General features: G+C 63.3%; 26 protein-coding genes. 12 read left to right on the top strand and 14 right to left on the bottom strand.

The genetic code is table 11. The features are described 5' to 3' along the window. Positions 1 to 57: 57 nt before the first annotated feature. The 3 genes from OP497_RS06425 to OP497_RS06415 all read right to left on the bottom strand — a co-directional run bounded on the left by OP497_RS06425 (position 58) and on the right by OP497_RS06415 (position 1,763). Entirely contained in the window at positions 58 to 399 is a 342-nt protein-coding gene (locus OP497_RS06425; RefSeq protein ID WP_280547301.1) for a DUF4236 domain-containing protein, read from the bottom strand. Between the two features lie 393 nt (positions 400 to 792). Then, positions 793 to 1,293 (bottom strand): RES domain-containing protein, encoded by a 501-nt coding sequence (locus OP497_RS06420; RefSeq protein ID WP_280547299.1) that lies wholly within the window; start codon positions 1,291 to 1,293, stop codon positions 793 to 795. Further along, the gene (locus tag OP497_RS06415) at positions 1,293 to 1,763 is read right to left on the bottom strand and encodes an antitoxin Xre/MbcA/ParS toxin-binding domain-containing protein (protein WP_280547298.1); all 471 of its coding nucleotides are present in this window, start codon (positions 1,761 to 1,763) and stop codon (positions 1,293 to 1,295) included. Before OP497_RS06415 ends, OP497_RS06420 begins: the two co-directional genes overlap by 1 nt. Positions 1,764 to 1,988: 225 nt before the next feature. On the opposite strand from OP497_RS06415, the gene OP497_RS06410 reads away from it, so the two are divergent. Both OP497_RS06410 and OP497_RS06405 read left to right on the top strand, forming a co-directional pair. Continuing rightward, complete coding sequence (locus tag OP497_RS06410; protein ID WP_280547296.1) at positions 1,989 to 2,390, top strand: antitoxin Xre-like helix-turn-helix domain-containing protein; 402 nt, start codon at positions 1,989 to 1,991, stop codon at positions 2,388 to 2,390. 116 nt (positions 2,391 to 2,506) lie between these two features. Further along, on the top strand, positions 2,507 to 3,076 hold the full coding sequence (locus OP497_RS06405) for an RES family NAD+ phosphorylase (protein ID WP_280547294.1): 570 nt from the start codon (positions 2,507 to 2,509) through the stop codon (positions 3,074 to 3,076). 185 nt (positions 3,077 to 3,261) lie between these two features. Here OP497_RS06405 and OP497_RS06400 read toward each other — a convergent pair whose 3' ends face one another. The 3 genes from OP497_RS06400 to OP497_RS06390 all read right to left on the bottom strand — a co-directional run bounded on the left by OP497_RS06400 (position 3,262) and on the right by OP497_RS06390 (position 5,135). Next, positions 3,262 to 3,714: a hypothetical protein gene (locus OP497_RS06400; protein WP_280547293.1), complete on the bottom strand. Its 453-nt coding sequence runs from the start codon at positions 3,712 to 3,714 to the stop codon at positions 3,262 to 3,264. Between the two features lie 39 nt (positions 3,715 to 3,753). Continuing rightward, positions 3,754 to 4,713: a hypothetical protein gene (locus OP497_RS06395; RefSeq protein WP_280547292.1), complete on the bottom strand. Its 960-nt coding sequence runs from the start codon at positions 4,711 to 4,713 to the stop codon at positions 3,754 to 3,756. An 80-nt stretch (positions 4,714 to 4,793) separates the two neighbouring features. Beyond that, positions 4,794 to 5,135 (bottom strand): YbjQ family protein, encoded by a 342-nt coding sequence (locus OP497_RS06390; protein WP_280547291.1) that lies wholly within the window; start codon positions 5,133 to 5,135, stop codon positions 4,794 to 4,796. A 349-nt stretch (positions 5,136 to 5,484) separates the two neighbouring features. Between OP497_RS06390 and OP497_RS06385 the strand changes: the two genes are divergently transcribed. Continuing rightward, positions 5,485 to 5,859 carry a histone-like nucleoid-structuring protein, MvaT/MvaU family gene (locus tag OP497_RS06385; RefSeq protein WP_280547290.1) on the top strand — a complete coding sequence of 125 codons (375 nt, stop codon included), beginning with the start codon at positions 5,485 to 5,487 and terminating at the stop codon, positions 5,857 to 5,859. A 153-nt stretch (positions 5,860 to 6,012) separates the two neighbouring features. On the opposite strand, the gene OP497_RS06380 is transcribed toward OP497_RS06385, so the two are convergent. The 4 genes from OP497_RS06380 to OP497_RS06365 all read right to left on the bottom strand — a co-directional run bounded on the left by OP497_RS06380 (position 6,013) and on the right by OP497_RS06365 (position 9,631). After that, the gene (locus tag OP497_RS06380; protein WP_280547289.1) at positions 6,013 to 7,740 is read right to left on the bottom strand and encodes a DUF262 domain-containing HNH endonuclease family protein; all 1,728 of its coding nucleotides are present in this window, start codon (positions 7,738 to 7,740) and stop codon (positions 6,013 to 6,015) included. Between the two features lie 362 nt (positions 7,741 to 8,102). Then, entirely contained in the window at positions 8,103 to 8,228 is a 126-nt protein-coding gene (locus OP497_RS06375) for a hypothetical protein (protein ID WP_280547288.1), read from the bottom strand. 48 nt (positions 8,229 to 8,276) lie between these two features. Beyond that, positions 8,277 to 8,420: a hypothetical protein gene (locus tag OP497_RS06370; RefSeq protein ID WP_280547287.1), complete on the bottom strand. Its 144-nt coding sequence runs from the start codon at positions 8,418 to 8,420 to the stop codon at positions 8,277 to 8,279. 11 nt (positions 8,421 to 8,431) lie between these two features. Next, a complete protein-coding gene (locus tag OP497_RS06365) occupies positions 8,432 to 9,631 on the bottom strand; it encodes an MFS transporter (RefSeq protein WP_280547285.1) in 1,200 nt (399 codons plus the stop codon). Positions 9,632 to 9,923: 292 nt separating this feature from the next. Between OP497_RS06365 and gmk the strand changes: the two genes are divergently transcribed. The 5 genes from gmk to thpR all read left to right on the top strand — a co-directional run bounded on the left by gmk (position 9,924) and on the right by thpR (position 14,116). After that, positions 9,924 to 10,538, top strand: a complete 615-nt coding sequence (gmk, locus tag OP497_RS06360) for a guanylate kinase (protein ID WP_280547284.1) — start codon at positions 9,924 to 9,926, stop codon at positions 10,536 to 10,538. Between the two features lie 177 nt (positions 10,539 to 10,715). Beyond that, the gene (gene rpoZ, locus OP497_RS06355; RefSeq protein ID WP_280547282.1) at positions 10,716 to 10,979 is read left to right on the top strand and encodes a DNA-directed RNA polymerase subunit omega; all 264 of its coding nucleotides are present in this window, start codon (positions 10,716 to 10,718) and stop codon (positions 10,977 to 10,979) included. A 10-nt stretch (positions 10,980 to 10,989) separates the two neighbouring features. Beyond that, positions 10,990 to 13,125 (top strand): RelA/SpoT family protein, encoded by a 2,136-nt coding sequence (locus OP497_RS06350; protein ID WP_280547280.1) that lies wholly within the window; start codon positions 10,990 to 10,992, stop codon positions 13,123 to 13,125. 82 nt (positions 13,126 to 13,207) lie between these two features. Further along, a complete protein-coding gene (locus OP497_RS06345; protein WP_280547278.1) occupies positions 13,208 to 13,597 on the top strand; it encodes a RidA family protein in 390 nt (129 codons plus the stop codon). Positions 13,598 to 13,606: 9 nt separating this feature from the next. Continuing rightward, positions 13,607 to 14,116, top strand: coding sequence for an RNA 2',3'-cyclic phosphodiesterase (gene thpR / locus OP497_RS06340; protein WP_280547277.1), 510 nt, complete (start codon positions 13,607 to 13,609; stop codon positions 14,114 to 14,116). Positions 14,117 to 14,132: 16 nt separating this feature from the next. On the opposite strand, the gene OP497_RS06335 is transcribed toward thpR, so the two are convergent. After that, the gene (locus OP497_RS06335; RefSeq protein ID WP_280547276.1) at positions 14,133 to 15,005 is read right to left on the bottom strand and encodes an SDR family oxidoreductase; all 873 of its coding nucleotides are present in this window, start codon (positions 15,003 to 15,005) and stop codon (positions 14,133 to 14,135) included. 114 nt (positions 15,006 to 15,119) lie between these two features. On the opposite strand from OP497_RS06335, the gene OP497_RS06330 reads away from it, so the two are divergent. Both OP497_RS06330 and recG read left to right on the top strand, forming a co-directional pair. After that, positions 15,120 to 16,040, top strand: coding sequence for a hydrogen peroxide-inducible genes activator (locus OP497_RS06330; protein ID WP_280547275.1), 921 nt, complete (start codon positions 15,120 to 15,122; stop codon positions 16,038 to 16,040). Next, positions 16,037 to 18,118, top strand: coding sequence for an ATP-dependent DNA helicase RecG (recG, locus tag OP497_RS06325; RefSeq protein WP_280547274.1), 2,082 nt, complete (start codon positions 16,037 to 16,039; stop codon positions 18,116 to 18,118). The genes OP497_RS06330 and recG overlap by 4 nt, the downstream gene beginning before the upstream one ends. 158 nt (positions 18,119 to 18,276) lie before the next feature. Here the strand turns inward: recG and OP497_RS06320 are convergent, their stop codons facing one another. From OP497_RS06320 to OP497_RS06310, 3 genes are all read right to left on the bottom strand, one after another. After that, positions 18,277 to 18,633: a hypothetical protein gene (locus OP497_RS06320; RefSeq protein WP_280547273.1), complete on the bottom strand. Its 357-nt coding sequence runs from the start codon at positions 18,631 to 18,633 to the stop codon at positions 18,277 to 18,279. 60 nt (positions 18,634 to 18,693) lie between these two features. After that, positions 18,694 to 18,969 carry an HU family DNA-binding protein gene (locus tag OP497_RS06315; RefSeq protein ID WP_280547271.1) on the bottom strand — a complete coding sequence of 92 codons (276 nt, stop codon included), beginning with the start codon at positions 18,967 to 18,969 and terminating at the stop codon, positions 18,694 to 18,696. 239 nt (positions 18,970 to 19,208) lie between these two features. After that, on the bottom strand, positions 19,209 to 20,369 hold the full coding sequence (locus OP497_RS06310) for an FAD-dependent oxidoreductase (RefSeq protein WP_280547270.1): 1,161 nt from the start codon (positions 20,367 to 20,369) through the stop codon (positions 19,209 to 19,211). Positions 20,370 to 20,505: 136 nt separating this feature from the next. Between OP497_RS06310 and OP497_RS06305 the strand changes: the two genes are divergently transcribed. Both OP497_RS06305 and ubiA read left to right on the top strand, forming a co-directional pair. After that, positions 20,506 to 20,982 (top strand): chorismate lyase, encoded by a 477-nt coding sequence (locus OP497_RS06305; RefSeq protein ID WP_280547304.1) that lies wholly within the window; start codon positions 20,506 to 20,508, stop codon positions 20,980 to 20,982. 34 nt (positions 20,983 to 21,016) lie between these two features. Beyond that, positions 21,017 to 21,913, top strand: coding sequence for a 4-hydroxybenzoate octaprenyltransferase (ubiA, locus tag OP497_RS06300; protein WP_280547269.1), 897 nt, complete (start codon positions 21,017 to 21,019; stop codon positions 21,911 to 21,913). Positions 21,914 to 21,982: the final 69 nt, after the last annotated feature.

The raw sequence follows: 21,982 nt of genomic DNA, 5'->3' as shown, positions 1-21,982 counted from the left end.
CCGGCGCCGTGCCCTGGCCCTCCTGGAAAATTCTCCGAGAGAACCTTCGTGAGGAAGTCAGGGAGCAAGCGTTATGCGCCGAATAGCACAGAATTCGTGGGGATCCTTCAGGAGTGATTCCCCCTGTGACAGCCGCGCATCCAGGGCAGCCGCGGAAATGGAGCCCGTGTTGCCACCGCTGGTGCCACCGCTAAAGCCGGACGCACGCCGGTTTCGGCCATTGGGCTTCTGCTGATAGGCCAGTCCGGTACCGGGAATACCGGCATGGCCATGCACGCCGCTCGGTCCCACGCTGAGGCTGGCACCGCGTGGACCCACCGAGAGGCCCAGGCCCCGCTTGCTCAGATTCAGCCGGATTCCCGGTGCGAGCATGATACGACGTCGAAAGCGAAAGCCCACGGCAGCCTCTCAAGACGGTAGATGCAGACAGCTCAACAGTGTAGCGAGTTCAGAAGGCCGAAGGCAGGTATCCCCTTTGCGCCGCTGAGCCTGGAAGCTCTTTTTGAATCCGTGGCTCAAAGGCGACATCATTCCTCGCTCTGTCGTCGGTGATCTGCAAGGTGAGGGTCTGCCACTCATCGTGACCGATGCCTGGGATGCCCAGGGGGACGTAAACACGATCGTCTAGGATGAAGTCATCGAGCGGCAGTTAGCGGAGTTGCGAGGTATCTTCCAGAGTGTCGGTGGCGGCGTTGTAGACCGCGCACAGCTCGGTGTCGTGGAAGCGATTTAACACTTGGGCTGGGGTGAATCTCCAGCGGATGCTTTCGATTCCCGGCGGTTGCCGGGGGCTTAGGCATGCTGCGGGAGATTGAGACGGGTATCGAGGGCAAAAGGCTCTTCTAAAACGACTTCAAACAACACTTGGGCTAGAGTCGGGCTCATCACGATATTTTGGCTGTGCCGTGACACGGTAGACGGCACGATGATGAAGGGGTGTAGATCCAAAAGTGAATCCCCATACGTTTGTTGCCCCTGTCCCGGCGACCCCGGGATCAGCCAGTTTGGATTCGGCAACGACGCTGGCGTTACTACATGCACCTGAGATGTGTCGAGGATGCGCAAGCACAGGAGCACATGCGGGACGGTATCCAGGGACTTGAACCCCTTGTGCGCAGCGACCTCCAGAATGGCCGTAGCCGGGTCAATCGATCCGTACACTGCAGGCTTGCCCTTCGAGTTCCAGCGACCGCCGCCCAACTCGGCACCGATACCGCTGTCCCAGGTCTCAATGTGACGCTTACGCTCCAGTCGCCACAAATGGATATCACCGGCTGGCGCGTTGTCAACCATCAGGTGTAGACCCCGTAGTCCATGCGGGTCAGGAAATCATCAACAAGCTCGTAGCCCACTTGGGTAGTGATCAGGTCAATCGGCTTGCGCCCTTCCAGCCCCATGGCCGGCGTGTTCATCCAACGCTGGGCTTCCTCGCGATCGCCGAAGACATCCTCCGCCTTGGTGAGGATCTTGGCCAGCCGCCAGGTCCGGCTGCTTTGCTCCGCAGTGAGCGGCGCTGGGTTCTTCACGCGGCGATACAGGGTTCGCTCGGAGATGCCGATCACCTTGAGGGTCATTTCCTTGTTGTAGTGCGTAGTGAGCGACTCGACGAAGTAGATGATATCTTGAGACGGCAAGCCTTTCTCGATCATTTCGTGGATCTCGAAAGCCGTGTGCGTATTGGTGGCTCGGCCGCCCGTCAATCGCTTCAGCGTCCGCTCCAGGATGTTGAGCTCTTGTTCTTCATGTTTGTCGGCGACAGTCATGGTGTTGCCCTCCTGTCTCTGCCATTTGACACAAATATAGCGCCACAGGGCGGGCACGTCGAGCTTGCCCGACTCGTTTTCCAGGCTTGATGAGCCAGGCCCTGTGCTTGTGGCGTATCAATCGGGGCGAGCCCCAGCCTCGGCGCTGCCGACAGGACTTTATGTCGCTGCAGACACATCTACGCTATACTTGTTTCTACAGACACAGATCGGGAGACGGGAGCCATGGCGGTCCTGGAAGCTCAAGCCCAAGACAAGGCGAAATGCGCAGCCGGCCTAAAGGCCGCCGTCGCCATCCTCGAAAAGTGGGGGGCCACTGGCGAGCAGACCACAGCGATCCTGCGCGTCTCCCGCAGCACCTATGCCCGGGCCAAACGTCGCGATCCTGAATGGCGGGTCAGCTTGGATGAAGACCAGCTCACGCGGATCAGCCTGATACTGAATATCCATGCCGCTCTGCGGGTGATTTTTGACAACCCCGAGAACATCTATGGCTTTATGGCAATGGCCAACCATAACGCCTACTTCAATGGCCGCTCACCCCTGTCGATCATTGCTAACGGCGGGATTCTCGAGCTCTATGAGGTATTCCAGCGCATCGACAGCTTGCGGGGCGCTCAGTGGTGAGACGTGGGGATCTACCGCGCCTGCCGCCCAGTGCTTGCCAAGGGTATCGGCTGGCGAACTCCAAATACCCGCCGATCGAATTGTTCGATGACGTCTCAAGTGCCGAAGAGTTCGAGATGCTCTACCAAATCCAGGCGATAACGAACCCTCGGCTGAAGGCCGAAGTGGGTGAGATTGGGCTTATACCGACCACTGAAATCCCATTTGGGATTCCAGGCTGCTCCTATGCCACTGCGCCCTTCACCCATCTGGCTCAGGAGGGCTCTCGGTTCAGCCATGGTCGGTACGGGGTGCTCTATATCGCCGACAAAATAGACACAGCCTTAGCTGAAGTTCGGCATCATCAGGAGGCCTATTGGCGGAACCTGCCGGATCTGAGCTATGACCGCTTCGTCTTCCGTGGCCTACTGTGCCACTTCAATGAAGACGGGTTGATAGATTGCCTGACGGTCCCAAAAGAAGACCCCATCTATGCCCCTGATGACTATCACGCCTCCCGAGAGCTGGGAGAGGCCGCAAAGGCTGCCAACGCCCCAGGGCTTCGCTATCACTCTGTGCGACACCCCGGGGCTGTCTGCTGGGGGCTGATGACTCCCAGACCCGTAACGTCCATCGTCCAGACTGCTCACTACGAGATGGTCTGGAATGGGTCAATCTCCGCAATAAGCCACCTCTCCTATCCGTGACAGGCACGCTTGTCTTATGAACGAATACAACTATACGATAGCTAAACCGATGCACTAGTCGAACCCGCCAGCATCGTCGTTGGTGATGAACATCAGGCAGTCGATAAACACCATAAACTGGTCATTAATGTCATCTGCCAATATATTTCTTCTATTCATTCCCATTTATCAATTGACTGTGAGAATCAACGAGGACGCCACTGGACGGCAATGAAGATCGCCCCAACGATGGATAAAGTCTGGCCGATCGAAAGCTTTTGAAGATTCACGACGTCACCGATTGCAGTATCTGTGCCAGGGCTAATCAGTAGCAGATAAAGGCCTATCGCCATACAAGTGATGCCAAGGACGCCCAGCACAAAGTTTTCCGGCTTGCCGGCATGAGAAGAGTGCGCAGTAGATGCCTGCTCAGCCATGGACTGAACTTTCTGTGACGCAGTCTGCCCGGATGGCAGACCTACTTTCCCTGTAGTGTTGACAAAGGGGGCGCCATTGAGTGTCTCTATCTGGCCAATGTCGACAGTCGGCGCCTTCAAGCTGAAAGCCTTTAGAGCTTTCTTTTTATTGTCAGCACGTGTTCTCACCTCCACCAGTTCGTCTGTTGTTTTATCACGGTATTCAAATAAAAAGACCCGCATATATTCTCCATAGATCGATTTTCAATTATTCGCTAAAGCTTACGGTTCGACTGGCGCCACTCCCACCGTCTTTCCCGCCCCGACCTCATACCCGCTGACCAGCACATAGCGGCTGCCGCGGCGGTGGCTGGCCCACTTGCCGCGGTAGAAGCGCTCGTCGCGCAGCTGCCGCCAGTAGGGCGAGACCGTGTGTGGGGCGGTCATGGCAACCCGCAACTCCCTGTCCTCGCGGTCGACGCCGACCTGGGCGAAGGGCACGCCGCGTCGCGCCTCGGGATGCTTGTTCTTCATCCACGCCGGCACGCCGCTCGACAGCGCCTCGGGATAGGCGGAGAGGTACATGCCCAAGGAGAGCACGTAGCGCACCACCTCGCGCAGGATCATGCCCTCCTCGTCCGCCAGCGGCTGGGCCCGCCCGCCGGCATACGCGATGGCCTCGCGGTTGATGAAATCGGTGATCTGGCTGGGCTTGAAGGCGCCGCGCAGCATGGTGGGGTTGAGGCTCGGCTTGTCATCCAGCGGGTTATGGATCGCCACGATCAGCCAGGGATCGCCGATGCCCTTCATGTCCACGCCGTGCGGATTGTTGTGGGCGCTCAGGAAACTCTCGTAGCGGTCGGGCAACGTGGTCGAGTCCACCCAGGCGACCAGGGCACCATCGACCTGGTGACCGTGGAAGGTCTGCCTGGCCGGGAACGACAGCGTGCTGAACTCCCAGGGCCACGACCAGGCGTCGCCCTGAACCTTGCTGAGCTGCACCGTCTGCAGCCATTCCGACAGCGACGGCTCCGGCACCACCACCCTGCCCTCGCGGCCGTGATGCCACTCCAGCATCAGGATCTCGCCGTTGATGGAGTGCACCATCTGCTCGTCGTGCACCATTTCACGAAAGATCTCGGCCTCGACCTTGGGTTTCTTCGGCAGGCCCAACATCTTCATCACCGAGCGGACGTAGCGTCGGGTGAAGCTGGGGTAGTGGCGGTAAGTGGCCTGGGTCATGCGCAGCTCGTCGATCGTCTCGCCCCATCAGCACGCAGGCGGTCAGGTGGCCTGTGTCATGCGCGGCTCGTCGAGGGGGCTCATGCCTTCGCCACCTTCACGGCCGTGCCGGTAGCCACCAGGAACAGCATCGACTTGCCGCCGCCGGAGATCTCGCTGTAGTCGAGGTCGATGCCGATCACCGCATTGGCGCCCATCTCCCCCGCTTCTCGACGCAGCTCGTCCAGGCAGGCCACCCGCGCGTCACGCAGGGCGTCCTGGGACGACTTGTTGCGGCCACCGAAGAAGTCCCGGAAGCCGGCGAACATGTCCTTGAGGATGTTCATCCCGAACACACACTCGGCGGAAACGATATCGATGTGCTCGGTGACGCGGTAGCCCTCGAGGTGCGAGGAGGTGGTGAGGATCACGCGATCCGACATGAGGGGCTCCTTTCGTAGTTACGTTACCTGATCCGGTCGAGCGACAACCGCTGACCCGACCGAAAACTCATGACTAGCATGGCGGTTTTAAAGCCATGTGCAAGGCTCATCCCCCCGAGAAACTTCACAGCGCCTCCCCCCGTGGCCTGCGGCGTCCCACTCCATGAAGCGGATAACACTTCACTGGAACTGACGCGCATCTCCTGGCGCGGCCACACAGGAGCAAGCGAAACAGTCGAGTTGACTACTCTTGTCAGCGAGCTTGGCTGAAACAAACCGGACCACTGATTGAATCATTGGAATCTTACCACCATAATTGGCGCCAATACTCACCAAGGCAAGGTACCCCATGTCAATTCTCAGCACCTACTTGCAGAAAGAACAGCAGCTCAAGCAGCTTCAGGAAGAGCTGGACAAGCTGAAGAACGACGAGCGCCTCAAGACCGAGCTGGACTTCAAGCACCACCTCGAGACGCTGATGCGCGAATTCGACAAGTCCGCGGCAGATGTCATCAAGCTGCTGGACCCCACCCTGGAGGCTGGCCAGGACTCCAGCACTGCCAAGGGCTCGGGTCGTGCCAAGCGCAAGCTGAAGATCTACCAGAACCCCAACACCGGCGAAACCGTCGAGACCCGTGGCGGCAACCAGAAGACACTGAAAGCGTGGAAGGAAGAATATGGTGCCGAAACCGTCGAGAGCTGGCTGGTGAGGACTGAGGACTAACGCCCCCGCTCCCCTTCCTGCCACGGATGACAGGAAGGGCACTTGTCGGAGAAAATTGGGAATTTGGCAGATGCAGGTATAGCACCTGCACTCTGCAAAAAATTTTAGAGAAAAGCGAGAAATTTTCTCGACAGCCGTGCGTTGTTAGGCAACTTAATCACTCAAATCCGACCACTCAGAATTCACCCACTCAAGTAATTTTTTCTCCCTTTCTTCTATTTCTTTTTGAGACCAGTCATCACAAACCAATATCTCTTGAACCATTCGTAGACCTTCAGACTTTCTATAAACACCTTTCTTTGCTATAAAACCCTGTATTTTAGCTTCGCTATTTATCGATTGAGGCAATAGTATAAGATTTCCAATCCCATTAACGATTAATTCATAACGACCGTCAGGATCAGTCTTTCCATCCCATGCGCCACCTGGTTCAGGATTCTGAGGCATAACATGTTCAATACTTTCATTTGCTGATCTTGCCTGCCATATTGCAGCTTTTATTTCCTCGTTTACGACTGCTTTCACACCTGCCTTCTTCGCCAGATGCTCTTCATAACGCCATAGAAGGTAGCGCACTACTTCTTGATTCCCATCATATATATCTTTTCCTTTTAGTTCTTCCTCAACTGCACGTTCAATGGGGTAGTCAAAACCAATATCCCGAAGCGCAGACATTATTTCACTATATCTTGATGCGCCACCAGACTTATTCATGATCTTATTTGCTAAACGAACATAGTCTCCCACCTTAGATCTCGAATCTTTAGCAAAGAGCCCATATATCCTAAATGTAACTTTCTCCCATTGCTCTAAAAGTTTTAATCTTTCATTCTCTGTGACCGAATCTGTTAGTGAAATTGCTACAGCTAAAACTCTAGCCTGCAATACATCTGTTACGGGGCCAAGATGAATGTTGGACTGAAGCTTAACAAGCTTCTCTGCGACACCCAGAATCCTGTTACTTATTTTTACAGTGTCGTCAGATGAAGAGCATGCATTGGTCAAGGATGCCAGTGCAGACTCTGCTTTTTGGGGCTTTCCCGATTCCGTGCCCGTGTAAAGTGTCGCAGTGACTCTTAGGATTTCTTGGCCTGGAACTGGGTATCTTGAAAGTTCTTTATATATGTTTCCCCAAAGATCATTCAGCTCTTCAATGTAACTCGCACGAGACTCATCGGTTTTAGCTTTTTCGAACGCTATACCCATCAAGGAGCTTTTACATTTATCCAGCCAGTCCACTGCCAGCCCACGTGAATTTAAGACTTCAAAAAGACTATACACCACTCTTGAGTCGTCGGTATCAAAAACAACAAACCCCAGCTTGTTCCTGATTATTCGCAAAAGAGAGAGTGAATCACCATAATCTTCCGTCCATTTTTCAACGAATTGATTGCACTCCCTGACCCCTTGAAATATATTTCTATCTGCGTGAGTGGCAACCTTGTCTTTAGCAGGAAAAACCCCATCACGAATAAAGTTATTGAAAATATGCTTGTTCGTATTATTCGTTTGAAGCAGGATGAGATTTCCATCAGATTTTACAATTATTTTTCCGAGCTCATCCTTCTCCTCACCTACCCCCAAAGCCAGGTGGACACACTTAAGCAAAATTATAAGCGTGGTTAACCTTTGTTGACCATCTACAATATCATAAAGCCTATACTCCTTAGATCCGATTTCTTTTACTTCATCTGTTTGATAGCAAACAACCGTTGCCATAAAATGATCACGATCCACATCTTTTTCTTTCAACTGTTTTATATCGGCAAACAAGTCGTTACGTTGCTTCGCCCCCCACGAATAGTACCTTTGGTACTTGGGTATTCTAAATACTCTATCAGCGAACAATGCGTTCAAATTTTTATATTTTGGCTCTATCATTTACATCCCTTAATTTCTATCAATTAGCATCGAGTAGTCTTGAAAGATATCAGACTGCGCGCTCCATAATTGGATAAGCGTGTTGGCACGTTCATCCAGAAAAATGCAACCTCCCACTATCCTCGCAAGGCTTTGACCTTGAATAACATTCACTAGAATCAGGCTATATAACCAAGATTCATGAGTCTGCTGGGTTTTTTAGAAAGTGGGCTTTGCGCTGAGTCTCTTCAGCCAGTGCCTCACACCTTCACCCTGACCAGCTCTTCCCACCGCGTCGTGTACCTCGGCGTCCTCCGTTCACACCTTAGCGCCCAGGCGTTGCCTTGTCTCGGTAAACCCAGGCGCACCGTATCCCGGCCCAGCTAGCGGTTCAGCTTGTCCACGGTGGCCATCAGCCGCTGGCTGCGCTGCCGTTCGGCCTCACTCTGCGGCGTCTCGTCCAGGGAGAGCTGGCGATTGGCGTCGGCGGTGAGGTCGAGCAGCATCACGCCGGCCTTCTGGTAGCGGTAGCCTGCAAGGAAGATCGCCTGCAGGCCTTAAGCGGCGGCCTCGGCGATCTCGCGGGTGTCGTCGGTGGGCCGTGCCAGCGGCACCACCATGCTGTTCCGGTATTGCGGCTGATCGAGCTGGAAGCGGTTGGTGTTGACGAACACCTTGAGATTAGCCAAGGGATAGGGCATGGGCTGAGACGCTACTTCAAAATACGCAAAATCCGCAGAAGGCTCACAAGCGAGACGCCCGCCAGCAGGGCGACGGCGCCGGCGAAGGCCATGCCGGCCGTCGCCAGGCCGAAGGCGCGCGCCGCCAGCCCGATGCCCACCACCGGAATCGACAGGGCCAGGTAGGCGACGATGAAGAAGGTCGCGGTGACGCTGCCTCGCTGATTGGCGGGACTGGCCTGCACGACGGCTCCCAGGCCGGCACGAAAGGCCATGCCCTGGCCGAGACCGCCGATCAGCGCGCCAAGCATGAAGAGCGCCAGGCACGCCATCCCGATGCCGACACCCACCAGCGAGGCACCAAGGATCACCCCGACGCAACCCAGCGGCAGCCGCCAGGAGGCCGGGAAGCGCTCTTGCAGGAGCTGCCCGAGGGTCGAGGCGAAGAACACCGAGCCTGCCACCAGCCCGGCAAGCGCCAGGTTGTCGTGGCCGAGCACGCCAATCATGAAGGCCGGTGCGGTGGCGGAGAAGAAGCCCAGCAGGGCAAAGCCCGCGAAGCCGGCGATCGCCGCCGGCAGGAAGATCGCGCGAACCTCCTGCGGCACCTGCAACCGCTGCAGCCGGAGGCTCGGCCGCGCCGGCCGAATCACGGTCTCTGGCGCCTTGAGCACCATCAGCATCGCGAGCACGGCCAGCACCAGATGCACCCCGTAGGCCAGGTGCAGCGGCCAGGGCAGGGTCTCGACCAGCAGGCCGGCGAGGATCGGCCCCAGCCCCAGGCCGCCCATGTTGACCGCGGTGGCCACGAAGGCCGCGCGTCGCGGCCAGGCCGAGGGGGCCAGCTCCATCACCGCCACCGTGGCGGTCGCGGTGAAGATGCCGGCGGACACCCCCGAAATGAAGCGACCGACCAGCAGGCTCGATAGGCCGTCGCTGGACAGGAAGATCAGGTCGCTGATCACCGCCGCCGCCAGCCCGGCGCCCAGCATCGGGCGACGCCCGAGCTGATCCGACCAGCGCCCGGTGGTCACCAGAGCCCCCATGACTCCCAGTGCATAGAAGGCGAAGATCACCGTGATGGTCAGCTGGGAGAAACCGAAGCGCGCCTGATAGATCGGGTACAGGGGCGTGGGCAGGGTGGTGCCCAGCATGGTGATCAGAAAGGTCAGTGCTATCCCCAGGAAGGGCAGCGCCGATTCCGGGGCGCGGCGATCGCCGGCAGTGGTCATGGTCTCTCCTTGGATGAACAGGATCGGCGCCACTTCAGGCAGACACCGGCGCCACGCGTCCCCGCCAGCGCGATGAGGAAGATCGACAGGCCGGCGCTGCCAACGGGCGATGCGAAAACGGGCGATGCAAAAAAGGAGCGCCATTATTCCAGAGACCGGCCGGCAATGCGCGGATCGTTGCTGGTGGGGCAGACGACGGCCGGGGTGGCTACAGTCGCACCATCATTGTGTGCGATACTCCGCCCTTTCTGCCGCCGCTCACCATCCGTTGTAACGTCAGGGACCCCTGCTCATGGCCCAAGGTACGCTGTTCATCGTTTCCGCTCCCTCCGGCGCCGGCAAGACCAGCCTGGTGCGCGAGCTGATCGAAAGCCTCGACGGCATCCAGGTCTCGGTCTCCCACACCACCCGCGAGCGCCGCGCGGGCGAGGTGGACGGGGTCAACTACCACTTCGTGGACGTGCCGGCCTTCGAGGCGATGATCGAGCACGGCGACTTCTTCGAGTACGCCCGGGTCTTCGACAACTACTACGGCACCTCGCGCCGCACTGTGGAGGCGATGCTCGCCGCCGGCCAGGACGTGATCCTGGAGATCGACTGGCAGGGCGCCCGCCAGGTTCGCCAGCAGCTGCCCGATGCCGTCTCGGTGTTCATCCTGCCCCCCTCCCGAGAAGAGCTGGAGCGTCGGCTGGCCAGCCGCGGTACCGACGAGCACGCGGTGATCGCCCGGCGCATGCGCGATGCGGTGGAGGAGATGACACACTACGACGAGTACGACTACCTGGTAATCAACGACGACTTCACCACCGCCCTGCGCGAGCTGCAGGCGCTGGTCATCGCCCGTCGCCTGACCCGCGAGCGGGTGAACGAGCACCACGCCCCGCTGCTCGCCGAGCTATTGTCTTAACTTCAGCCGCGGCACTTGTCTTGACTTCAGCCGCGGCGCTTGTCCTGACCCCGCCGCGGCGCTTGTCAGGGCAACCGGGCGTCGCGTAATCTATCTGGTCTACCCATTGGTGGAATTCCCGGGGCGTTCCCACGTCGGCCGGGGTTTTGCCCGTCAGCATCATTCAGGAAGGCATCCATGGCACGTGTTACCGTCGAAGATTGTCTGGAAAACGTCGAAAACCGCTTCAAGCTGGTGATGATCTCCACTCACCGTGCCCGCCAGTTGGCCCGCGGCTCCCGCGACGCCCTCTTACCCTGGGAGAACGACAAGCCCACGGTCATGGCCCTGCGCGAGATCGCCGAGGGGCTGGTCGACGCCAGCGTGCTCAACGAGCCCATCGAGGCGGCGCCGGTGCGCGTGCGGACCGAGTTCGAGCCGGGCACCCACGTCGAGGAGTGATCCTGGCCGCATGTTCACCATCGATGACCTGGCCGACCGACTCGGCGGCTACCTTCCCCAGGACGAGATCCGGCAGGTCAGGCGTGCCTTCTACTATGCCGAGCAGGCCCATGATGGCCAGCGCCGCCGTTCCGGCGAGCCCTACGTCACGCACCCCCTGGCGGTAGCGAACATCCTGGCCAACATGCACATGGACCATCAGAGCCTGATGGCCGCCATGCTGCACGATGTCATCGAGGATACCGGCGTCTCCAAGAAGGCGCTGGGCGAGCAGTTCGGCCAGCCCGTCGCCGAGCTGGTCGACGGCGTCTCCAAGCTGACCCAGATCACCTTCGAGGACAAGGCTGTCGCCCAGGCCGAGAACTTCCAGAAAATGGTGCTGGCGATGTCCCGGGATATTCGGGTGATCATCGTCAAGCTCGCCGACCGCCTGCATAACATGCGCACCCTGGGCGCCCTGCGCCCCGAAAAGAAGCGCCGCATCGCCCGCGAGACCCTGGAGATATACGCCCGCATCGCCAGCCGGCTGGGCATCAACACCATCCGGGTCGAGCTTGAAGACCTCTCCTTCCAGGCCCTCTACCCGATGCGTGCCGAGCGCATCAAGCGCGCCGTCTCCAGCGCCCGGGGCCATCGCCGCTCGACGATCCGCCAGCTTCAGACCAGCCTGCAGCAGAGCCTCGATGACGAGGGTCTGCCGGGAACGGTGATCGGTCGACAGAAGCACCTGCTGTCGATCTACCGCAAGATGCGCGACCAGCGCAAGTCCTTCGCCGAAATCATGGACGTGTTCGGTTTTCGCATCATCACCGAGGACGTCGACAGCTGCTACCGGATCCTCGGTGTGGTGCACAACCTCTACAAGCCGGTGCCGGGTCGTTTCAAGGACTACATCGCCATTCCCAAGGCCAACGGCTACCAGAGCCTTCATACCACCCTGTTCGGTCGTGGCGGCATGCCCATCGAGGTGCAGATCCGCACCCGCGAGATGGAGGCCCTGGCCAACAACGGTATCGCCGCCCACTGGCTCTACAAGGCCGGCCAGACCGAGCATCCCATCGCCCAGGGCAGCCATGCCAGGGCCCGCGCCTGGGTCAAGGGCTTGCTGGAGATGCAGCGCCACGCCGGCGACTCACTGGAGTTCATTGAGCACGTCAAGAACGATCTCTTTCCCGACGATATCTACGTGTTCACGCCCAAGGGCGATATCATGGAGCTGCCCCAGGGCGCCACGGTGATCGACTTTGCCTACAGCGTGCACACCGATATCGGTAACAGCTGCATCGCCTGTCGCATCGACCGCCACCTGGCCCCGCTCTCCACCCGCCTGGAAAGCGGCCAGACCCTGGAGATCATCACAGCGCCGGGAGCGCGCCCCAACCTGGCCTGGCTCAACTTCGTGGTCACCGCAAAGGCGCGTTCGGCGATCCGCCACGCACTCAAGCATCAGCAGCACACCGAGGCGGTGCAGCTAGGCCGGCGCCTGCTCAACAAGGCGTTGGCCAGGTTCGAAACCAGCCTGGAGGAGTTGCCCGAGGGTCTGCTCGACAGCCTGCTGGAGGAACATTCGCTCAAGAGCGCTGAGAGCCTGCTGGAATCCATCGGGCTGGGCACCCGGGTCGCTCATGTGGTGGCCCGACGGTTGGTCGACCTGCAGCAGGGCGAAACAGGCGAACCCCTGGAGCATCCGGAGCGCACTCAGAGGCCAATCATGATCAGCGGCGCCGAAGGCATGGTGATCAAGTTCGCTCGCTGCTGCCGTCCGCTGCCCGGCGATCCGGTAATCGGCCACCTCTCGGTGGGCAAGGGTATCGTGGTTCACCGCAGCGATTGCCGCAATATCGCCGAGCTCAGAAACGATCCCGACAAGCTGTTCCCCCTGGAATGGTCCGATAACATCACCGAGGACTTCCCCGCCGCCCTGCGCCTGGAGATGGAAAGCCGCCGCGGCCTGGTGGCGGAACTCGCCGCCCTGGTCACCGATGCCGGCGCCAACATCGAGCGCATCGGCATCGAGGAGCGCGACGCGCGGCTGTCGATCGTCAACCTCATCCTCTCGGTACGCAACCGCGTGCACCTGGCGCGCATCATCAAGCGCCTGCGCAACCTCGCCCATGTAGGCCGCATCACCCGCCTCGGCAACTGAACCCTTTCCGTCCGCCGGCCGCATGAGGCGGCAGGCGGGCTGCTTTCCCATTTCGCGATGCTGGACTGAAAGGAGCACCACCATGAGCAACAAGGCCGTGATCAACACCGACCAGGCGCCCGCCGCCATCGGCCCCTACTCCCAGGCCATCAAGGCCGGCAACACCATCTACCTCTCCGGCCAGATACCCCTGGACCCGGCCACCATGGTGCTCGTCTCCGACGACGTCGAGGCCCAAGCGCGCCAGGTCTTCACCAACCTCAGGGCCGTCTGCGAGGAGGCCGCCGGCACCCTGCAGGACGTGGTCAAGCTCAACCTCTACCTGGTCGAGCTGGACAATTTCGCAGTGGTCAACAAGGTAATGGAGGAGTTCTTCGAGAAGCCCTACCCGGCCCGCGCCGCCATTGGTGTCAAGGCGCTGCCCAAGGGGGCGCAGTTCGAGGCGGAAGGGATCATGGTCATCGGCGACTAAGGCGAAGCAGTGAGGCTCTTCCTGGCGCTGGAGCCACCCGAGACGCTGCGCCAGCGGCTGGGCGAGCTGGCCGAACTTGCCCAGGCCCGCTGCGGCGGGCGGCGCGTGTCGGATGCGAGCCTGCACCTGACGCTGGCCTTTCTCGGCGAGGTCGAGGAAGAGCGAGCCAGCGAGCTGGCCGAATGGGTTGGCGCCGTGGCGATACCACCTGGCGAGTGGGGCCTGGACAACTGGGGCTGCTTTCGTCGCCCCGGCATCGTCTGGGTAGGAGGCCAGTCGCTAGCGCTGGAACGGCTCCATGCCTCACTGTGGGATGGGCTGGCTTCGTTCGGTTTCAGCAACAGGCCAGAGCACTTCGTGCCCCATGTCACCCTGCTGCGCCGCGCCCGCCGGCTGGAGACCCTGGGCCTGCCCGCACTCGACCTGGCCTGGCCCTACCGACGGCTCTCGCTGGTGCGCTCCTTCACCGAGAACGACGGGCCCCGCTACGAGACCCTGGCCCGTTCGCCGGCGGCCTGATCAGCCGTCGTTTCTATCACGCCCTTTCGGGCAGGAAGCCCCCTGCCTTCAGCACCTGGGCATAGCCCTCGCGGAAGCTAGGATAGCGGAAGCGATAGCCGCTCTCGATCAGCCGGGCATTGTCGCAGCGCTTGCTGGCGCGGCGGCGCAGTGGCGACTGGATGGTCTCGGTGGCCTCGACCCTGAGCTGCTTCGCCAGCCAGGCCATCACCTCGTGCAGCGGGGCCGGCTCGCAGTCGCTGGCAAGGTAGAGCGCCTCGAGCGGCTCGCCAGCCAGCTGCCGGCCGATCAGATGCGCCAGCACCCCGGCGCAGTCGTCACGGTGGATGCGGTTGGAATACATGACGGGGCTCGACGGGGCGATGCGTCCCTCGCCCACCTGGCGAATCAGGCGGTCACGACCCGGGCCGTAGATGCCCGAGAAGCGCACCACGGTGCCCGACAGGTCATGCTCGATCAGCGCCTGCTCGGCCTCGCGCATCAGCAGGCCCGAGAAGCCCGAGGGCTCGGCGGGGCTGGTCTCCTCGACCACCTCACCTTCGCGCTGGGCGTAGACGCTGGTCGAGGAGACGAAGAACACCCGCCCGGGCGCCGTGTCACGGCGGGCGAACTCGGCCAGTACCGCGGTCAGACCATCGAGGTAGGCGGCGCGATAGGCCGCCTCGTCGAAGCGGTCGGCGCTGACCGCGTAGACCAGGGTATCGGCGTCCGGCAGCCCGGCCAGGGTGGCCGGGTCGCTCAGGTCGACCGCGACGGCCTCCAGCCCGCTGCCTTCCAGTGCGCGCGGATTGCGTCGCGCCCCGATCACCCGGTGCCCCGCCTCGCGCAGCTCGCGCCCCAGGGCCATGCCGATGTCGCCACAGCCCAGAATCAGTGTCGTCGTCTTCACCTTTCCCTCGCCCCCTGATAAAAAGTCCCTATTGGCATTATTGTGTCCCTGTGCATTGAGCGAGGTCACTGGGACCTTCACCCGTTTCGGAAGAGGATGCCTGTCGGCACCACCATGACTCTAACAGAACTCCGCTACATCGTGACACTGGCCCAGGAGCGCCACTTTGGACGCGCCGCGGAGCGCTGCTTCGTCTCCCAGCCGACGCTGTCGGTGGCCGTCAAGAAGCTCGAGGAAGAGCTCGGCGTGGCGCTGTTCGAGCGCTCGAAATCCACCGTGCAGGTCACCCCGATGGGGGAGCGGATCGTCGAGCAGGCCCAGCGCGTGCTGGAACAGAGCAGCGTGATCAAGGAGCTGGCCACGGCCGGCCGCGACCAGCTGGCGAGCCCGCTGCGCATCGGTGCCATCTACACCATCGGCCCCTACCTCTTTCCGCACCTGATCCCGGAACTCTCCCGGCGTGCGCCGCAGATGCCGCTCTACATCGAGGAGGGCTTCACCGGCAACCTGCGTCGCAAGCTCAGGAGCGGCGAGCTCGATGCGATCATCATCGCGCTGCCCTTCACCGAGACCGACGTGGTCACCAAACCGCTCTACGAGGAGGCCTTCGAGGTGCTGCTGCCGGCCGACCACCATTGGGCCGAGCGCGAGAGCATCGACAAGGAGGACCTGCTGGAGGAGCGCCTGCTGCTGCTCGGCGAGGGCCACTGCTTCCGTGACCAGATCCTCGAGGCCTGCCCGGCGATCAGCCACCAGCTCGCGAGCCCCTCCAACACCCTCACCGCCGAGGGCGGCTCACTGGAGACCATCCGCCACATGGTCGCCTCGAAGCTCGGCATCACCGTGCTGCCCCGCTCTGCCATCGGCACCGGCCACTACGAGAGCGGCATGCTGATCAGCCGCCCCTTCACCGCCCCGGCACCCGCGCGGACCGTGGCCATCGCCTGGCGCGCCAGCTTCCCGCGGCCCCGGGCCATCGATGCCGTCACCGACGCCATCGCGCGCTGCCGCCAGGCAGAGCTCGAACCGGCATGAGTGAGCTCGACGCACCCATCACGGAGCTCAAGGGCGTCGGCGAGGCGCTGTCGCTCAAGCTGGCCCGGCTGGGCGTCGAGCGCGTCAGCGACCTGCTGTTCCACCTGCCGCTGCGCTACCAGGACCGCACCCGCATCACCCCCATCGCCACCCTGCGCGCCGGCCACGAGGCCGTGGTGGAGGGCGAGGTGGTGGCCGGCGAGGTGGTGCGCGGTCGGCGCCGCAGCCTGCTGGTACGCCTGCGCGACGGCTCCGGGATCCTCAGCCTGCGCTTCTTCCACTTCTCCCCGGCACAGCAGCAACAGTTCCAGCCCGGGGTGCGCGTGCGCGCCTTCGGCGAGGCCCGCGCCGGCGCCACCGGCCTGGAGCTCTATCACCCGGAGTACCGCCTGCTGGCCGGCGGCGAAGCGCCGGTAGAGGACCACCTGACGCCCATCTACCCGGCGACCGAGGGCCTCCATCAGACCCGCCTGCGGGCGCTGATCGACCAGGCCCTGGCCCGCCTGGATGCCGCCCCGGAGGCCCTCCCCGATGGCATTCCCGCGCCCCTGCGCCAGCGCTTCGGCCTGCCCGAGCTTCACCACTGCCTGGACACCCTGCACCGCCCGCCGCCGGAGGCCGACGCCGAGCAGCTGGCGGCCGGCCGGCACCCGGCGCGTCGCCGCCTGGCCCTGGAGGAGCTGCTCGCCCACCGCCTCAGCCTGCAGGAGGTGCGCCAGCGCATCCAGGAGGACGGCGCCCCGGCGCTGCCCGGCGGGCGCAGCCTGCAGGCGCGCTTCCTGACCCAGCTGCCCTTCTCGCTGACCGGCGCCCAGCGCCGGGTGCTCGACGAGATCGCCGCCGACCTGGTACGCCAGGTGCCGATGCTGCGCTTGGTGCAGGGCGACGTGGGCTCGGGCAAGACGGTGGTCGCCGCCATGGCGGCGCTCTCGGCCATCGCCGCCGACTGCCAGGCGGCGATGATGGCCCCCACCGAGATACTGGCCGAGCAGCACTACCGCACCTTCAGCGCCTGGTTCGAGCCGCTGGGCATCGAGGTGGCCTGGCTGTCCGGCAAGCTCAAGGGCAAGGCGCGCCTGGACACCAAGGCGGCCATCCGGGACGGCCGGGCGCGCATGGTGGTGGGCACCCACGCGCTCTTCCAGGGCGACGTGCACTTCCAGCGCCTGGGGCTAGCGATCATCGACGAGCAGCACCGCTTCGGCGTGCACCAGCGCCTGGCGCTGCGCGAGAAGGGCGAGGCCGGCGGCCTGACGCCCCACCAGCTGGTGATGACCGCCACGCCGATCCCGCGCACCCTGGCGATGAGCGCCTACGCCGACCTGGACGTCTCGGTGATCGACGAGCTGCCCCCCGGTCGGACCCCGGTGAAGACGGTAGTGATGCCCGACGAGCGCCGCCCCGAGGTGATGGCGCGCATCCGCCATGCCTGCGCCGAGGGCCGCCAGGCCTATTGGGTCTGCACGCTGATCGAGGAGTCCGAAGTACTGGAGTGCCAGGCCGCCGAGGCGACCCGCGACGAGCTCGTCGAGACCCTGCCGGAGCTGGCCATCGGCCTGGTCCACGGCCGCATGAAGCCCGCCGACAAGGCCACGATGATGGCGGCCTTCAAGGCCGGCGAGCTGGACCTGCTGGTCGCCACCACGGTGATCGAGGTGGGGGTCGACGTGCCCAATGCCAGCCTGATGATCATCGAGAACCCGGAGCGCCTGGGCCTCTCCCAGCTCCACCAGCTGCGCGGTCGGGTGGGACGCGGCGCCACCGAAAGCTTCTGCGTGCTGCTCTATCACCCGCCGCTGTCGGCGCACTCCCGGGAGCGCCTGGCGGTGATGCGCGAGACCACCGACGGCTTTCGCATCGCCGAGAAGGACCTCGAGATCCGTGGCCCCGGCGAGGTGCTGGGCACCCGCCAGACGGGACTCGCGCAGATGAGAGTCGCCGACCTGGAGCGCGACGCCGACCTGCTGGACCGCGTGGCTCCCCTGGCCGAGGCGCTGCTCGCCGAGCATCCCCAGACCAGCCGCCCGCTGATCCGGCGCTGGCTGGGAGAGGAAGCGGGGCGCTACGGGCAGGTGTGAAAGCTGGAAGCTGGAAGCTGGAAGCTGGAAGCTGGAAGCTGGAAGCTGGAAGCTGGAAGCTGGAAGCTGGAAGGCAGCAGATTGCCTCCGCCATCTGAGTCAAGGCTCTTTCTTCCAGCTTCCAGCCGCGAAGCGGCGCTCTTCAAGCTTCAAGCTTTTTACAGGTGTTTGAGGAGCCGCTGCAACTTCTGCAGGTCGCCGGAGTCGCCGACCAGGCGCACGCTGCCGGCCATCATGCCGTCGAGAAAGGCCTGCTGGGTGGGTTTCTTGAGGACCTTGATGGCCGTGGCCTCGTCCGCGAAGCGCAGTTCCAGGTCGAGATCCACCGGCAGGCCACGGCCCGCATGGATACCGCGGGGCGACATGCGGTAGTGGCGGGCGATGGAGAGATCCTCGGTGGCGATGCCCCAGTCGAGGCCACGCATCTCGCCGAGCAGTTCGCGGAACCGAGCCTTGCGGCGCAGGGCACGCTTGAGCATCAGCCCGAGCAGCCACAGCATCAATCGCAGCTTCATATTGGTTCCGCCCCCGGGAAGAGAGTGTGAGGCGACCCGCACGGGACGGGCCGCAATGCCTTACTTCGCCACGGCGTCCTTGAGGCCCTTGCCCGGCTTGAAGGCGACGGTCTTGCTGGCCGGAATGGTCAGCGGCTGGCCGGTCTGGGGGTTCTTGCCGGTGCGCGCGGCGCGCTCGCGCACGCTGAAGGTACCGAAGCCGATCAGGGAGACATCCTGCCCCTGAGACACACTTCCTGTGATCTCATCGAGAATGACGTTGAGCACCTGGCTCGCCTTGTCCTTGGAAAGATCGGCACGCTCGGCAATCGCCGCGGCGAGTTCTGGCTTGCGCATACAGCCCTCCTGGTATTGGCATCATGATGCCGGCGATCACCACCGGCGGTGTTGTTACGGCACATGAGTTGTTACGGCACATGACCTGTCGGTCCATCACGCGCATGCCGGCTCACTCGATCCCGGGGCCTCGTGGCGCAGACGGGGAGATCTCGGGAAGCGACATGCGGATGATGCCGGTCCTCAACGCCGCTGCCTTGCCGGCTCGCTGTCCGCGGCAGGCCCCGTCGTTGACGCAACTAGCCTAGCAACGGCGGCGCGGCTCGCGCCAGTTCGACTTTCCGACGGACGCAGCGTCCTGTCAACGCAAATCCGATCAAACGTCCGTCCTCTGCCTCGGCCAGGGCGGTCAGGTCACCGCCTTCGCCTTCGAGGCGCCAGCGGAACGGGGGATGGGCCGGCGGAAGGGCCACCACCGGCAGCAGGGGCGTCTTGACCAGCACCGGCCAGGGGCCATAGGTCACCGCGGTGGGGGTGCCGGTCAGGGTCCGGGCCAGGGCCTTGGCACTGGCCAGCAGCGGCTGCACGTACATGGCATTGACGCCGTCGACGCAGGCCGCATCGCCCAGGGCATGGATGCCCGGCGCCGAGGTGGCCAGATGCCGGTCGGTGTGGATGCCCGCCTCGCTGACCGTGATCCCGGCCGACTCGGCCAGGGCGGTACGCGGCCGCAGCCCCGTGGCCACCAGCACCAGGTCGGCCGACAGCGAGTCGCCATCGTCCAGTTCCAGGCCGACACAGGCGACGTCGGCCCCCAGGGCCACCAGCTGCCGTCCGCTGTGCAGCACCATGCCGGCCTCGCGGAAGGCCTCGCCCAGGGCGCGGCCCAGGGGCTCCGGCACCAGGCGCGGCAGGGGGGCCGGCTCCGGGGCGACCAGTTCGACGGCGTGGCCGCCGGCGGCGAGGTCATTGGCGAACTCGCAGCCCACCAGGCCAACGCCGATGATCGCCACACGTGCCGGCCTGCCCAGCGCCTCCAGGGTCGTGTGGAAGGCGCGGTAGTCGTCCAGGTCATTGACGCTGAAGACCCGGTCGGCCACAGCGTCGGGCACCCTGAAGGGGTGCACCGGCGCGGCGCCGGTGGCCAGCACCAGCTCGCTCCAGGGCAGGGTCTCGCTGCCGATGGTCAGGATGCGTTCCACCGGGTCGATGGCCTCCACCCGGGTGTGGGTGCGCACCACGGCGCCGAGCTCGTCGGCGACCTCCAGGGCCGAGCGGGCCGCCAGGCGCTGCGGCGGCAGGCGCTTGGCGAAGCCGGTGGAGAGCAGCGGCTTGGAATAGTCATCGCCGCTGTCGGCGGTGATCAGCGTCATCGGTCGCGCCGGGTCCTGCGCGCGCAGCTGACGCAACAGGCCCAGCCCCGCCATGCCGGAACCGATGATGGTCAGGGGAGCGCTCATAGGCCTCATCGATCGGGAAAGAGTGATGGGGCAGCATGGTACACTAGCTGCCCCGAAATCGACGCGGAGAGAGACGGTGAGCAACGGCCCGGGAAGCAATCCCCGCTGGCGCCCCCTGGCGGCGGCGCGCCCTGCCATGAGTGCTGCCTGGTGGCAGTGGGTCGCCTCCCGCGACTCGCTTACCGCCCGGCTGGTCAGCGCCGGCGGCCAGCGGCCCTTCCGGGTCCGGCTGCTGGACCAGCGCCTCGGACGGCCGCGGCGCGACGAGGCGCTGGCCCTGGGCCTGCCCCCGGCCCGCCATGCCTGGCTGCGCGAGGTGGCACTGTGCCTCGACGAGCGCCCCTGGGTGGTGGCCCGTTCGGTGGTGCCGCTCTCCGGGCTGCACGGCCAGCGGCTCGATCGCCTCGGCGAGCGCTCGCTCGGCAGCTGGCTGTTCCGCCAGCCGGACCTGGCGCGCGGCCCCCTCGAGGTCAGCGCCGACCCGGCCCCCTTCCACGCCGCCTCGGGCCCCTGGGCGCGCCGCTCGCTGTTCCGCCACCGGCGCTTCGCCGTGCTGGTCCAGGAATTCTTCCTCGAGCGCATGGCGGATGACCTCGGGCTGCCTTCGCGCTAGGCTCTGGGCCAACCGCCGACTTCACGAGGTAGAGATGGATCGATCCCTGATGCACCCCAGGGGCCTGGCCCGGGTGCCCGACTTCCTGCACCTGACACGCCTCGACCGCCCCATCGGCACCTGGCTGCTGATGTGGCCCACCCTGTGGGCCCTGTGGGTCGCCGCCGAGGGCCTCCCCGGCCGCAAGGTGCTGCTGATCTTCGTGGCCGGGGTCTACCTGATGCGCGCCGCCGGCTGCGTGGTCAACGACTACGCCGACCGCCACTTCGATGGCCACGTCAAGCGCACCCGGAACCGCCCCCTGGCCACCGGGCGGATCAGCGAGGGCGAGGCCCAGGCGCTGTTCCTGATGCTGGTGATGGCCGCCTTCGTGCTGGTCTGGTTCACCAACCTCTTCACGGTGATGCTTTCGGTGGTGGGGGTGGTCCTGGCCTTCATCTACCCCTTCATGAAGCGCTACACCCACCTGCCCCAGGCCTTCCTCGGCGCGGCTTTCTCCTGGGCGATCCCCATGGCCTTCGGTGCCGTGCTGGGCACGTTGCCGCCGGTCGCCTGGCTGCTGTTCGCCGCCAACGTGGCCTGGACCGTGGCCTACGACACCGAGTACGCCATGGTCGACCGCGACGACGACCTGAAGATCGGCATCAAGTCCACCGCCGTGCTGTTCGGCCGCGCCGACCGGCTGATGATCGGCCTGCTGCAGGGCCTGACTCTGGGGCTGCTGGCCTGGGCCGGATGGCTGCTGGCGCTAGGGGGCTTCTTCTGGCTGGGGCTGGCCGCCATGGCGGCGACCTTCGTGCACCAGCAGTTCCTGATCCGCGAGCGGGACCGGGACCGTTGCTTCCAGGCCTTTCTCAACAACCACTGGTCGGGCCTGCTGGTCTTCGCCGGCCTCGCGCTCTCCCTGTGGCCGACGCTGAACGGCGGCTGAGCGAGCGACAGGCCGGACCTGTCACGCTATTGTCATCATGACGTGCTGTCATCGTCATCGATCTGTCAT

The organism is Halomonas sp. 11-S5, assembly GCF_029889825.1.
In the GTDB taxonomy this organism is placed as follows: domain Bacteria; phylum Pseudomonadota; class Gammaproteobacteria; order Pseudomonadales; family Halomonadaceae; genus Halomonas.
The sequence above is the reverse complement of the archived record's forward strand: the minus strand, read 5'-3'. Positions and strand labels throughout refer to the sequence as shown.

Excerpts from the sequence above, each read along its gene's own strand:
- OP497_RS06420 (WP_280547299.1), bottom strand. The coding sequence starts at position 1,293 with ATGGTTGACAACGCGCCAGCCGGTGATATCCATTTGTGGCGACTGGAG.
- OP497_RS06415 (WP_280547298.1), bottom strand. The coding sequence starts at position 1,763 with ATGACTGTCGCCGACAAACATGAAGAACAAGAGCTCAACATCCTGGAG.
- OP497_RS06410 (WP_280547296.1), top strand. The coding sequence starts at position 1,989 with ATGGCGGTCCTGGAAGCTCAAGCCCAAGACAAGGCGAAATGCGCAGCC.
- OP497_RS06405 (WP_280547294.1), top strand. The coding sequence starts at position 2,507 with ATGCTCTACCAAATCCAGGCGATAACGAACCCTCGGCTGAAGGCCGAA.
- OP497_RS06400 (WP_280547293.1), bottom strand. The coding sequence starts at position 3,714 with ATGCGGGTCTTTTTATTTGAATACCGTGATAAAACAACAGACGAACTG.
- OP497_RS06395 (WP_280547292.1), bottom strand. The coding sequence starts at position 4,713 with ATGACCCAGGCCACTTACCGCCACTACCCCAGCTTCACCCGACGCTAC.
- OP497_RS06390 (WP_280547291.1), bottom strand. The coding sequence starts at position 5,135 with ATGTCGGATCGCGTGATCCTCACCACCTCCTCGCACCTCGAGGGCTAC.
- OP497_RS06385 (WP_280547290.1), top strand. The coding sequence starts at position 5,485 with ATGTCAATTCTCAGCACCTACTTGCAGAAAGAACAGCAGCTCAAGCAG.
- OP497_RS06380 (WP_280547289.1), bottom strand. The coding sequence starts at position 7,740 with ATGATAGAGCCAAAATATAAAAATTTGAACGCATTGTTCGCTGATAGA.
- OP497_RS06370 (WP_280547287.1), bottom strand. The coding sequence starts at position 8,420 with ATGCCCTATCCCTTGGCTAATCTCAAGGTGTTCGTCAACACCAACCGC.
- OP497_RS06365 (WP_280547285.1), bottom strand. The coding sequence starts at position 9,631 with ATGACCACTGCCGGCGATCGCCGCGCCCCGGAATCGGCGCTGCCCTTC.
- gmk (WP_280547284.1), top strand. The coding sequence starts at position 9,924 with ATGGCCCAAGGTACGCTGTTCATCGTTTCCGCTCCCTCCGGCGCCGGC.
- rpoZ (WP_280547282.1), top strand. The coding sequence starts at position 10,716 with ATGGCACGTGTTACCGTCGAAGATTGTCTGGAAAACGTCGAAAACCGC.
- OP497_RS06350 (WP_280547280.1), top strand. The coding sequence starts at position 10,990 with ATGTTCACCATCGATGACCTGGCCGACCGACTCGGCGGCTACCTTCCC.
- OP497_RS06345 (WP_280547278.1), top strand. The coding sequence starts at position 13,208 with ATGAGCAACAAGGCCGTGATCAACACCGACCAGGCGCCCGCCGCCATC.
- OP497_RS06330 (WP_280547275.1), top strand. The coding sequence starts at position 15,120 with ATGACTCTAACAGAACTCCGCTACATCGTGACACTGGCCCAGGAGCGC.
- recG (WP_280547274.1), top strand. The coding sequence starts at position 16,037 with ATGAGTGAGCTCGACGCACCCATCACGGAGCTCAAGGGCGTCGGCGAG.
- OP497_RS06320 (WP_280547273.1), bottom strand. The coding sequence starts at position 18,633 with ATGAAGCTGCGATTGATGCTGTGGCTGCTCGGGCTGATGCTCAAGCGT.
- OP497_RS06315 (WP_280547271.1), bottom strand. The coding sequence starts at position 18,969 with ATGCGCAAGCCAGAACTCGCCGCGGCGATTGCCGAGCGTGCCGATCTT.
- OP497_RS06310 (WP_280547270.1), bottom strand. The coding sequence starts at position 20,369 with ATGAGCGCTCCCCTGACCATCATCGGTTCCGGCATGGCGGGGCTGGGC.
- OP497_RS06305 (WP_280547304.1), top strand. The coding sequence starts at position 20,506 with ATGAGTGCTGCCTGGTGGCAGTGGGTCGCCTCCCGCGACTCGCTTACC.
- ubiA (WP_280547269.1), top strand. The coding sequence starts at position 21,017 with ATGGATCGATCCCTGATGCACCCCAGGGGCCTGGCCCGGGTGCCCGAC.